Consider the following 11224-nt stretch of genomic DNA (forward strand, 5'->3'; position numbering starts at 1 on the left):
CGACGTTGTTACCGCTTGAGAAGCCAGAAGGTTTCGGTCGGTGCAAGGAACGAGCCTGACCGACCATCGGATCGTATGACCGCAGCGGGCGCCCGTCCCGGCCTCGCGGGAGGCCGTCGGACCGGCCCGGGCAAGGGGAGTGACGGTTCTCCGGTCGGGGTCGCCGGAACGGGCGGCCGGTCCATCGCGGTTGACCGGAATCACCCGTCCGGCGGCTACCCGAACGTGAGTGCGTCAGCCTTTCCCGTACGGGGCCAGGGTGACCTGGACGAGCTTGGTCGAGGTCCCCGAGGTCTGGGTCTGCCAGCCGTCCTCGGACTCGGACTTGCGCCAGATCTTCCCGTCGTAGGCGACCGTGGCGATGCCCAGCTGCTGGGCCTGGGCGACCGCCCAGTGGGCCACCTCCCAGCCGCTGGCCCGCTCGGCGGGCGCCCCGGCGTCGGCCCCGGCGTCCGCCGAGGTGGTCAGCGCGGCGGCGGCCGGGTCCGGGGTCAGCGCGACGGCGTTCTCCGCGCCCTTGATCGTCGAGGCGTAGCCCGCCGCCGGGGTGACCGTCTTGCCGAACTCCCGGCGCACCCGGTCGGACAGCAGCTGGGTGCGGTCCGGCTGCGCGGCCGGGGTGGCGGTGGCGCCCGCCGTCGGCGACGCCGAGTCGGCCGGGTCCGGCTTGGCGTAGTCCTTCACCACACAGCTGAACGACGCGGGCTCCCGGCCGGCCAGCGCCGAGGTGAGCAGGGTCGCCTTGGTCTCGTGCTTGGCGTACGCCTGCGGGTAGCCGCTCTTCTGCACCGCCTGGGCCGCGTCGGTCAGCGGCAGCCGGGTGTAACCGGGCACCTTGACCAGACCGTCCAGGAACTTGTTGGTCGCGTACACCGGGTCCGCGATCTGCTCCGGGGTGCCCCAGCCCATCGAGGGCCGCTGCTGGAACAGGCCGATCGAGTCCCGGTCACCGCCCGCGAGGTTGCGCAGCTTGGACTCCTGCATCGCGGTCGCCAGCGAGATCGCCGTCGCCCGGTCCGGCAGGCCCCGCGAACGCGCCACCGCGGCGATCGTCGCCGCGTTGGCGGCCTGCGGCAGCTCCAGCGTGCCGCTGCCCGCGGCCGTCTTCACCGAGCACTCCTCCGTGGCGCCCTGCCGGAAACCGAACCACCAGATCCCGACCACCGCCAGGCCCGCGACCATCGCCAGGCCGAGCAGCCCGACCAGCACGAGCAACAGCGCACGGACCGGACCACGACGGCGGGGCGCCTCTTCGTCGCCCAGCTCGTCGCCCAGCTCCTCGCTGTTCCTTCTCCTGGCCACCGTCGCCCCTCTCGCGCCCGCTACTTGATCCGACACCGTACCCACTCGGACGGATGTGCGGCGCATTCCGGTTGCCGGTCCGTGGGCGTTCCACGTCACAGGACGACCACGCGGAGTGCCGATCCGACGGCACTAGGCTGACGTCATGAGCAGCCCGAACCCGACGCCCCTGGACCTGACCCTCGACGGCGGCACGCTGACCGCGCGCCTCGTCGACTTCCCCTCGGTGAGCGGCGACGAGCAGGCACTCGCCGACGCCGTCGAGGCCGCCCTGCGCGGCTACCCGCACCTGACCGTGGACCGCTACGGCAACAACGTGGTCGCCCGGACGAACCTGGGCCGCGCCGAGCGCGTCGTGCTGGCCGGCCACCTGGACACCGTGCCGATCGCCGACAACCTGCCCTCGTACGTCGACGGCGACCTGCTCTACGGCTGCGGCACCTCCGACATGAAGTCCGGCGTGGCGGTGGCGCTGCGCCTCGCCGCCACCCTGACCGAGCCCAACCGCGACCTCACCTACGTGTTCTACGACTGCGAGGAGGTGGAGGCCTCCCGCAACGGCCTCGGCCACCTCGCCAAGGAGCACCCGGACTGGCTGGCCGCCGACTTCGCGGTGCTGATGGAGCCCAGCGGGGCCATGGTCGAGGGCGGCTGCCAGGGCACCCTGCGGGCGCAGGTGCGGCTCAGCGGCGTGCGCGCCCACGCGGCCCGCAGCTGGCTCGGCGACAACGCCATCCACCACGCCGCCGAGGCGCTCACCAGGCTCGCGGACTACCGGCCGCGCCGGGTGGAGATCGACGGCCTGGAGTACCGCGAGGGCCTCAACGCGGTGCGGATCGACGGCGGCGTGGCCGGCAACGTGATCCCGGACGAGTGCGTCATCACGGTCAACTTCCGCTACGCGCCGGACCGCAGCGAGGCCGAGGCGGAGAAGCACGTCCGCGAGGTCTTCGACGGCTTCGAGCTGACCGTGACCGACTTCGCCCCCGGCGCCCTCCCCGGCCTGTCCCAGCCCGCCGCCAAGGCCTTCCTGGCGGCCACCGGCGGCCAGGCCCGGGCCAAGTTCGGCTGGACCGACGTCGCCCGGTTCAGCGCGCTCGGCGTCCCGGCGGTCAACTACGGACCGGGCGACCCGAACTTCGCGCACAAGCGGGACGAGCACTGCTCGCTGACCGCCATCGCCGAGACCGAGGACCGCCTGCGGGCCTGGCTGACCAGCTGACTCGGAAGCGTTCGCGGTCGATCCGAAGCCGGGCGAACGCCATCTTCCGGTTGCTTGACCGACCTTCCCCCGTTGCCTGAAATCGGGGGGAGGTCGGCGTAGGGTTCCGTCATGACAGGCACAGGAGACGACAGGCAGTACGGACACGGCCCCGAGCAGGTCGGCGTGCCGCGGAAGAAGAAGGCCTGGCCCGAGAAGCAGAAGGGCCCGGTGCTGGTACGCCGGGACCAGGTCGGCACCAGCACCACGGACCAGCGCCTGCTGGACACCACCGGCCCCACCGACTGGCTGCACACCGATCCCTGGCGGGTGCTGCGGATCACCTCCGAGTTCGTCGAGGGCTTCGGCGCCCTCGCCGAACTCCCGCCCGCGATCAGCGTGTTCGGCTCGGCCCGGACCCCGGCCGACTCGCCCGAGTACGAGGCCGGGGTGGCCATCGGCCGGGCCCTCGCCGAGGCCGGCTACGCGGTGATCACCGGCGGCGGCCCGGGCGCGATGGAGGCCGCCAACCGCGGCGCCACGGAGGCCGGCGGCCTCAGCGTCGGGCTCGGCATCGAGCTGCCCTTCGAGCAGGGCCTCAACGAGTTCGTCGACCTCGGGCTGAACTTCCGCTACTTCTTCGTCCGCAAGACGATGTTCGTGAAGTACGCCCAGGGCTTCGTGGTGCTGCCCGGCGGGCTCGGCACGCTGGACGAGCTGTTCGAGGCGCTCACCCTGGTGCAGACCAAGAAGGTCACCCGCTTCCCGGTGATCCTCTACGGCAGCGCCTACTGGGGCGGCCTCTACGAGTGGTTGAAGAACACCCTGGTCGCGCAGGGCAAGGCGGCCCCGCACGACCTGGAGCTGTTCCACATCACGGACGAGATCGACGAGGTCCTCAAGATTTTCGCCGACGCCCGCCGGCCCGTGAACGAGATCTAGCACGGGCCACGCGAGGGCCGGGCGCCGATGAGGGGCCCGCGGCTAGGCCAGCCCCCGGCGGGCGACCGCCGGGGGGCGGGTGCCCCGGATCGAGGCGACCATGTCCAGCACCTGGCGGGTCTCCTCGACCTGGTGGACCCGGTAGATCCGGGCGCCCAGCCAGGCCGAGACCGCCGTGGTGGCCAGGGTGCCGAGCAGCCGCTCGTTCACCGGCCGGTCCAGGGTCTCGCCGACGAAGTCCTTGTTGGAGAGCGACACCAGCACCGGGAAGCCGGTCGCGGTCATCTCCGGCAGCCGCCGGGTTGCCTCCAGCGAGTGCCGGGTGTTCTTGCCGAAGTCGTGCCCCGGGTCGATGATCACCGCGTCCCGGCGGACGCCCAGGCCCACCGCCCGCTCGGCCAGCCCGACGGTGACCCGCAGGATGTCCGCCATCACGTCCTCGTACCCGACCCGGTGCGGCCGGGTGCGCGGCTCGGCGCCGCCCGCGTGGGTGCAGACCAGCCCGGCGTCGTACCGGGCGGCCACCTCGGCGAGCTTCGGGTCGACCCCGCCCCAGGCGTCGTTCAGCAGGTCCGCGCCGGCCTCGCAGACCGCCTCGCCGACCTCGTGCCGCCAGGTGTCCACGCTGATCACCGTCCCGGGGTGGCGCTTGCGCAGCTCGGCCACGAACGGCACGGTGCGCCGCAGTTCCTCCTCGACCGTGACCTCGTCGCCCGGCCCGGCCTTCACCCCGCCGATGTCCAGGACGGCCGCGCCCGCGGCCACGGCGCGGTCGGCGGCGGCGAAGGCGGCCTCGTCCGCGAAGGTCGCCCCCTTGTCGAAGAACGAGTCCGGGGTCCGGTTCACGATCGCCATGATCACCAGCTCGTCGTCACCGAATTCGCGCGGTCCCAGGCGCAGTGCCACCGATGTCTCCTCCACAGCTGCTGCGGGTGCGATGATGGCCCCCGGCCTCACTAGGGACCATGCTGTCATGATCAGCCCGGTTCCCTGGCCCCTCGGAGGAGGCCGACCGGGAGTTCGGGAGGACAGCTCGTGTTCTGGGTGATCGTGGTCGCCATGGCCGTGGTGGTCGGCGGCGCCGCGCTGGTTGCGCTCGGTGGGGGCGGCTCGATGCCGGAGGCGGTGCCGGACCGCATCGCCGCGCGGCTGCCGCAGGACCGCCCGCTGAGCAAGACGGACGTGGACGAGCTGCGCCTGCCGATGGCCGTGCGCGGCTACCGGATGGACGAGGTGGACGACGTCCTGGACCGCCTCGGCGCCGAACTCGCCTACCGCGACGCGCGGATCGCCGAACTGGAGGCCGCCGCCCAGCTGCGCGGCGCGGTCGAGGCCACCGGCGCCCCCGACCCGGCCGCCCAGCCGCTGCCCGGCCTGGAGCAGTTCGCCACGGTGGTCGAGCCCGCCGTCGCGCTCACCAAGTCGCAGGCCCCCGAGGACGCGAAGCCGGTGGAGGACCGGTGACCGAGACGCCGGGTGGCACCGTGCTCGGCGCGGACGGCCTGCGCCGCTGCGGCTGGGGCGACTCCACCGACGACTACCGGGTCTACCACGACACCGAGTGGGGCCGGCCGGTGCACGGCGACGACGCCCTGTTCGAACGGGTCTGCCTGGAGGCCTTCCAGGCCGGCCTGTCCTGGCTGACCATCCTGCGCCGCCGGGAGGGCTTCCGGGCCGCGTTCGCCGGCTTCGAGATCGGCAAGGTCGCCGAGTTCGACGAGGCCGACGAGGAGCGGCTGCTCGCCGACCCCGGCATCATCCGCAACCGCGCCAAGATCCGGGCGGCGATCGCCAACGCCCGGGTCGCCCGCGACCTGGACGGCGGTCTGGACGCGCTGATCTGGCAGTTCGCCGCCGACCCGGACCGGCCGGCCCCCCGCACGATCGGCGAGGTGCCGGCCGTCACGCCCGAGTCGACGGCGCTGGCGAAGACGCTCAAGAAGGCGGGCTTCCGCTTCGTCGGCCCGACCACCGCCTACGCCCTGATGCAGGCCTGCGGCCTGGTCGACGACCACCTGGCGGACTGCCACGTCCGCACCGGCGGTCGCGGGGCGCGGTAGGGCCCGTCAGCGGCCGACGTACTTCGGCTTCTCCTTGGCGATGAAGGCGCGCACCGCGATCCGGTGGTCCTCGCTCTCCCCGGCCAGGGTCTGGAGTTCGTCCTCCTTGTCGAGCAGCTCGTCCAGCGAGTGCGAGGCGCCGTACGCCAGCGACTCCTTGACGGCGCCGTAGGCCACCGTCGGGCCCTCGGCCAGCTCGCGGGCGAAGACCCGTGCGGTGGCGGCGAGTTCGTCGCCCGGCACGACCTTGGTGGCCAGGCCCAGCTCCATCGCCTCGGCGGCCTTGACCGTCCGGGGCAGCATCAGCAGCTCGGTGGCCTTGGCGTGCCCGACCAGCCGGGGCAGCGTCCAGGACGCGCCGGAGTCGGCGGTCAGGCCGATCCCGACGAAGGCGGTGTTGAAGCCGGCCCGGTCGGACAGGATCCGGAAGTCGCAGGCGAAGGCGAGCGAGGCGCCCGCGCCGGCCGCCACCCCGCCGACCGCGGCGACGGTCGGCTTGCGCATGCCCGCCAGCGCGCGGGTCAGCGGGTTGTAGTGCTCGGCGACGGTCCGCAATGCGCCCTCGCCGGTCTCCTCGAAGCGCTTGAGCAGGGCCAGGTGCTCGTTCAGGTCCTGCCCGACGCAGAACGCCCGCTCGCCCGCCCCGGTGAGCAGCACCGCGCGCACGGCCGGGTCCCCGGCGGCCTCGATAACGGCGTCCCGCAGCGCGACCTTGGTGGCCACGTCCAGGGCGTTCATCGCCTCCGGGCGGTTGATGGTGATGACGGCGAGGCCGCCGTCCAGCTCGTACAGCACGGAATCGGACATGGGTGAGGGCTCCCTCGACGGTCGTCACGCGGGTGGTCGTGCCAGGATGCCGGAGTGGAGGGCGGACTGGGGAGTGTGAGGTATCGCACCTTCCGGTGCCGTCAGCACCGCCGCCGCGCCGGGGCTTTTGGTGCCGATTGCGGTGGTTGCTGCCGGTCCGGCCGTGGTTGCACCGAGAGTGATGTTGGTCATCAGGCCGTGGCATGCGGGATAATGGCTTCCGATCAATGCGTTCGATACCGGCGGTGGACGGACTGCCGGTGCGTAGCTGAGCGGTTGCAGGAAGGGGAACGAGCATGGCGGCCATGAAGCCGCGGACGGGTGACGGCCCGCTCGAAGTCACCAAAGAGGGGCGGGGCATCATCATGCGCGTTCCGCTCGAAGGCGGCGGACGTCTCGTGGTGGAGCTCACTCCCGACGAGGCCGACGCCCTGGGCGAGGCCCTGAAGAAGGCCTGCGGCTGACCGCAGCGTTCGCCGTCTCCTGGAGACGTACCGCCGGGCCCGGGCACGACGTCATGTCGGCCCGGGCTCGTGCGTTCTCCGGGGGCGTTCCCCTGGGGCGCGGTTCCGGCGGCCCCGGCGGCCCCGGCGTTCCCGGGTTCCCGGGTTCCCGGGTTCCCGGCGGTCCCGGGGCTTCCTAGCGCTTCACGGCGCAGAGCAGCCCGTCCGAGACCGGCAGCAGCGCGGGCAGCAGGGCGTCGCTCTCCCGCACGTCCCGCACCAGGTCGCGCACCGCGCCGGTCTGCGGGTCCTGGAGCTCGGGCTCGGCGAGCCGGCCCTCCTGGAAGACCCCCTCGAAGCAGACCATCCCGCCCGGCCGCAGCAGCCGCAGCGACTCCAGCAGGTACTCCCGCGACTCGGCCGGGTCCCCGTCGCAGAACACCAGGTCGTACTGGCCGTCGGCGAGCCGGGGCAGCACCTCCAGGGCCCGGCCCGGTATGAACCGCGAGCGGTTGGCCGCGAACCCGGCCGCCTGGTAGGCCTCGCGGGCCAGCTGCTGGCGCACCGGCTCCGAGTCGACCGTGGTGAGCACGCCGTCCGGCCGCATCCCGCGCAGCAGGTAGACGCCGGAGACACCGGTGCCGGTGCCGATCTCGGCCACCGCCTTGGCGTCCAGGGCGGCGGCCAGCAGCCGCAGGCAGGCCCCGCCGCTCGGTCCGATGGCCCGTATGCCGGTCCGCGCGGACTGGGCCCGGGCGTAGGTCAGCACCGCGTCCTCGCCCACGTAGGTGTCGGCGAGGGCCGCGCGCGCGGGCCCGAACTCGCTGATGGCTGCCTCTTTCGGAGCCCCGGGTGGCGGCCCGGTGCCGGAGGATGTCGATATTTCCTGCCACAGATTACTGGCCGGGCGGGAACCGCGTACGGCGGCGGGCCGTTGTCACTGACGACCGGGTGCGCAAGACCTCCCGGGCACTTTTATCCGGGCTTGACGGGTGAGGTGGATATGGTGGTGGCCCTGCTGGGCAGAAGAGCCGACCGAGGAGGTGTGGCCGAGGGCGACGTCCCTGTGCGGCGGCACTCCCGCGGCACCGCGTCGGCCCGTACGCCGAAGCCCGTGATGAACCAGCCTGCGCACTCCGACCTGGACCAGCCCGCCGCCGCCACGCCGGCCGCCGGTACCGCCGAGGCCCCTGTCCTCGCGACCTTCGCCGAGGGTCCCGACGCGCAGAGCTGGACTCCGCCCACGTGGGAGGAGATCGTCGAGGCGCACAGCGCCCGCGTCTACCGCCTCGCGTACCGGCTGACGGGCAACCAGCACGACGCCGAGGACCTCACCCAGGAGGTCTTCGTCCGGGTGTTCCGTTCGTTGTCGACCTACACCCCCGGCACCTTCGAGGGCTGGCTGCACCGGATCACCACCAACCTGTTCCTGGACATGGTCCGCCGCCGCCAGCGCATCCGCTTCGACGCGCTCGGCGAGGACGCGGCCGAGCGGCTCGCCTCCCGCGAGCCCAGCCCGGCCCAGCACTTCAGCGACACCCACTTCGACGCCGACGTGCAGCAGGCCCTGGACACCCTCGCCCCGGAGTTCCGCGCCGCCGTGGTGCTCTGCGACATCGAGGGCCTGTCCTACGAGGAGATCGCCGCCACGCTGGGCGTCAAGCTCGGCACCGTCCGCAGCCGCATCCACCGCGGCCGCTCCCACCTGCGCGCCGCCCTTAAGCACCGCGCCCCCGGCTCGGCCCCGGGCCGCGAGCGCCGCGGCGGCTCGGAGGAGCCGGTGCCGGTCGGCGTCGCCGCCGAGGTGGCGACGGCGCCGGGCGGGCGCGGACGGAGGCGATCGTGAGCGGAACCGGCTGGTCCGGTCCGGACCGTTCGGATGCGTCCGACCGGTCCTCGACCCGGCGGAGCTGGGCCCTGCCGGGCCGCCGTGCCGCTGCGGATCCGGTGGGTGCCGACCTCGGGGACCCGCTGCTGCCCGCCGTCCCGCTGCCCGCCGACACGGCGCTGCGCGCGCTGCCCGTACGGCCCGCCGAACCCGCGGCCGAGGAACACCACCTGGGCGACCGGCTGTCCGCCTTCCTGGACGGCGAACTCGGCCACGACTCCCGCGAGCGGGTGCTGGCCCACCTGGCCACCTGCCCGCAGTGCAAGGCCGAGGCCGACGAGGGCCGGTCGGTCAAGCACCTGCTGACCCGCACCGACACCCCCGGCCCCTCCTCCGCGCTGATGGCCCGGCTGATGGCCGTCGGCAGCCTCCCCGAGGACGCCCCGGCGGACGCCGGCCGGCCGCGCGGCCGGGACGACGACGACCTCCCCGGTGGCGGCCTGAACGCCACCGGGACGCTCGGCGGCAGCCGGCTGACCGGCGGCTCCTTCGGCCGCGGCGCCGGGGCCTCCTTCGGCGCGGGCGCGCTCGGTGCCGACACCCCGGTGCCCGGGGTCGACCCGCGCGCCTTCGGCCGCGGCTCGGTGCTGCGACCGCTCATCGGCCGGCGCACCGGCCGCCCGGAGGCCGTCGCCCGGCCCGACCGGACCGCCGCCCGCCCACAGCCCGCAGCGGCCGCCCTACGGCCCTCCCCGGCCCGCGGCCGCCGCCTGGTGTTCGCCGCCGCCGGCGCCTTCTCGGTCGCCGCGGTGACGCTCGGCGGCGTCGGCGTCGGCGGACTGACCCAGGGCGAGGAGCAGCACGGCACCACGGTCAGCCCGGTGGGCGGCACCAGCGGCCGGGGCGGCTACGTCCCGATGAACGCGCAGGTCCCGGTGGACTTCCCGGGCCGCCCGGTGGCCGCCACCCGCCCGGCGCAGCCGACCTCCTCCCCGGAGCGCTACCCGGGCAACGTCGCCGCCCTGCGCCAGCAGATCCGCTAGCTGATCGTCGCCGCGCCCCCGGCCACCGGCTGGTCTTTACCACGGCTTCATCCCGCCGTGGACCAGGGACTCGCCGGTGGCCATTACCCTGTAGGAACCGTCGTCCGATGAGCTAGGGAGCCCAGGTGTTCACCGATGTAGGCGGGCTGAAGCTGCTGACCCTGGCGGTACTGGCGATCGTCGTCTTCGGCCCGGACAAGCTGCCGAAGCTGATCCAGGACACCATGGGCTTCATCCGGAAGATCCGTTCCTTCGCCGACACCGCGAAGGAGGACATCCGCAGCGAGCTGGGGCCCGACTTCAAGGACTTCGAGTTCGAGGACCTCAACCCCAAGACCTTCGTCCGCAAGCAGCTCATGGGCGACCAGCAGGACCCGCTGGGCCTCAAGGACATGAAGGAGTCGCTCGACATCCGCTCCGTCCTGGACGACAGGCCGGCCGGGCCGGTGAACGGCCGGACGGGCAGCGTGAGTTTCGAGAAGGCCGCGGCGCCCGCCTCGGCCGGCGCCCCGCTGCAGCCCGGCGAGCGGCCCCCGTTCGACCCCGACGCCACCTGATCCGGGCCGGCCGCCCGCGGCCGTCGGCGCGTCCGACAATTCCGGCCGGCCCGCCCGGCTGAGCGGGGCCCCGGCGTGCGCGCCGCTATTGTGCTGATTGTTCCCGTTGAGCCGTCCGTCACATCCGCGCCCGCGCGGACCAGGAACGGCCCCCGGGAACGCCGAGGTGCGCCACCATGGGAGCGCGCCACGGCAGGCACACGTGCGTTGAGGAGGCCCGGGGATGGACGCGACGAGTCAGGCGGGAGGGGCGACGGTCACGGCCGGCGGCCCGGTGGTCGGCGGGCAGGCCGGCCCGGCGGACCCGCTGGTGCCCTACCTGTCCGCCGACTTCCCCTGGTACGGCCTGGACGAGGGCTGGACCGGCCGCCGCTTCCTGATGCAGGCGGGCGCCGGCGGCCCCCGCGGCGGGACGGCCGGCGGCGTCGACTACGGCACCCTCGGCCACGGCGACGAGCCGGCCAAGCAGTACGAGCCGCGCGACGTGCGGAAGTTCGCCGTGGTGGTCACCGTGGCCCGCCGGGACAGCCGCCGCAGCGCCGACAACACCGGCACGCTGGAGGCGACTTCCGCCTCCTCCGCGGCCTGGCTGGCCGGCTCCGGCCTGCTCGCCGCGACCTGGCCCGGCCAGCTGGACCGGGCGCTGCGCCAGGACTGGCTGGACCAGCAGAGCAACCTGGCGTGGGACCTCGCCGACGACCTGGCCGGGCCCGGCTGGTCGACCCTGAGCCTGCCGGTCAACGGGCTGCCGCAGCCCTTCCGCTACCGGGAGTCCGAGTACGGCTGGGTGCTGGCCGGCGAGGCCCCCGGCGTGCTGCTCGGCGCCTTCGGCCGGGGCGTCAGCGCCTACGGTGTCGGCTTCGCCACCGTCCCCGACCTGGGCGGCTACGCCCGGCCGTAGCCGCGCGGCGCCGCGGACACGCAGCGGGGGGGGGGGGGGGGGGGGGGGGGCCGGACCCCCCCGGCCGGGCTGAGAGGCGGGAAGGGTGTTTTGGTGTTAGGTCCCGCAGAACAGACAGACAGAACAAATTGGGGGCTGAT

Annotated in this window: 13 protein-coding genes; 9 read left to right on the top strand and 4 right to left on the bottom strand. The window is 73.9% G+C overall.

Features of this window, described 5'->3' with window-relative positions; all coding sequences use genetic code 11:
* Positions 1-234: 234 nt before the first annotated feature.
* Positions 235-1302 (bottom strand): VldE C-terminal domain-containing protein, encoded by a 1068-nt coding sequence (locus tag ACZ4W5_RS08090; protein WP_465653559.1) that lies wholly within the window; start codon positions 1300-1302, stop codon positions 235-237.
* A gap of 145 nt (positions 1303-1447) precedes the next feature.
* Between ACZ4W5_RS08090 and dapE the strand changes: the two genes are divergently transcribed.
* Complete coding sequence (gene dapE / locus ACZ4W5_RS08095; protein ID WP_465653560.1) at positions 1448-2524, top strand: succinyl-diaminopimelate desuccinylase; 1077 nt, start codon at positions 1448-1450, stop codon at positions 2522-2524.
* A 111-nt stretch (positions 2525-2635) separates the two neighbouring features.
* On the top strand, positions 2636-3445 hold the full coding sequence (locus tag ACZ4W5_RS08100; protein ID WP_465653561.1) for an LOG family protein: 810 nt from the start codon (positions 2636-2638) through the stop codon (positions 3443-3445).
* A 42-nt stretch (positions 3446-3487) separates the two neighbouring features.
* Here the strand turns inward: ACZ4W5_RS08100 and folP are convergent, their stop codons facing one another.
* Positions 3488-4300, bottom strand: coding sequence for a dihydropteroate synthase (folP, locus tag ACZ4W5_RS08105; protein WP_360231289.1), 813 nt, complete (start codon positions 4298-4300; stop codon positions 3488-3490).
* A 180-nt stretch (positions 4301-4480) separates the two neighbouring features.
* On the opposite strand from folP, the gene ACZ4W5_RS08110 reads away from it, so the two are divergent.
* Positions 4481-4909 (top strand): DivIVA domain-containing protein, encoded by a 429-nt coding sequence (locus tag ACZ4W5_RS08110; RefSeq protein ID WP_465653562.1) that lies wholly within the window; start codon positions 4481-4483, stop codon positions 4907-4909.
* Positions 4906-5505: a DNA-3-methyladenine glycosylase I gene (locus ACZ4W5_RS08115; RefSeq protein ID WP_465653563.1), complete on the top strand. Its 600-nt coding sequence runs from the start codon at positions 4906-4908 to the stop codon at positions 5503-5505. Before ACZ4W5_RS08110 ends, ACZ4W5_RS08115 begins: the two co-directional genes overlap by 4 nt.
* A gap of 6 nt (positions 5506-5511) precedes the next feature.
* Here the strand turns inward: ACZ4W5_RS08115 and ACZ4W5_RS08120 are convergent, their stop codons facing one another.
* Positions 5512-6312, bottom strand: a complete 801-nt coding sequence (locus ACZ4W5_RS08120) for an enoyl-CoA hydratase-related protein (protein WP_360230861.1) — start codon at positions 6310-6312, stop codon at positions 5512-5514.
* Between the two features lie 296 nt (positions 6313-6608).
* Between ACZ4W5_RS08120 and ACZ4W5_RS08125 the strand changes: the two genes are divergently transcribed.
* On the top strand, positions 6609-6776 hold the full coding sequence (locus tag ACZ4W5_RS08125; RefSeq protein ID WP_014137929.1) for a DUF3117 domain-containing protein: 168 nt from the start codon (positions 6609-6611) through the stop codon (positions 6774-6776).
* 175 nt (positions 6777-6951) lie between these two features.
* Here ACZ4W5_RS08125 and ACZ4W5_RS08130 read toward each other — a convergent pair whose 3' ends face one another.
* Positions 6952-7584 carry an O-methyltransferase gene (locus tag ACZ4W5_RS08130; protein WP_030287423.1) on the bottom strand — a complete coding sequence of 211 codons (633 nt, stop codon included), beginning with the start codon at positions 7582-7584 and terminating at the stop codon, positions 6952-6954.
* A gap of 288 nt (positions 7585-7872) precedes the next feature.
* Here ACZ4W5_RS08130 and sigE point away from each other — a divergent pair, with 288 nt between their 5' ends.
* The 4 genes from sigE to ACZ4W5_RS08150 all read left to right on the top strand — a co-directional run bounded on the left by sigE (position 7873) and on the right by ACZ4W5_RS08150 (position 11084).
* A complete protein-coding gene (gene sigE, locus ACZ4W5_RS08135) occupies positions 7873-8601 on the top strand; it encodes an RNA polymerase sigma factor SigE (protein ID WP_465653565.1) in 729 nt (242 codons plus the stop codon).
* Positions 8598-9626: an anti-sigma factor family protein gene (locus ACZ4W5_RS08140; protein WP_465653564.1), complete on the top strand. Its 1029-nt coding sequence runs from the start codon at positions 8598-8600 to the stop codon at positions 9624-9626. Before sigE ends, ACZ4W5_RS08140 begins: the two co-directional genes overlap by 4 nt.
* 125 nt (positions 9627-9751) lie before the next feature.
* The gene (locus tag ACZ4W5_RS08145; RefSeq protein ID WP_360230858.1) at positions 9752-10183 is read left to right on the top strand and encodes a sec-independent translocase; all 432 of its coding nucleotides are present in this window, start codon (positions 9752-9754) and stop codon (positions 10181-10183) included.
* A 223-nt stretch (positions 10184-10406) separates the two neighbouring features.
* Positions 10407-11084 (top strand): hypothetical protein, encoded by a 678-nt coding sequence (locus ACZ4W5_RS08150; RefSeq protein WP_360230856.1) that lies wholly within the window; start codon positions 10407-10409, stop codon positions 11082-11084.
* Positions 11085-11224 lie beyond the last annotated feature (140 nt).

The sequence above is a fragment of the Kitasatospora sp. NPDC029367 genome (assembly GCF_055569135.1).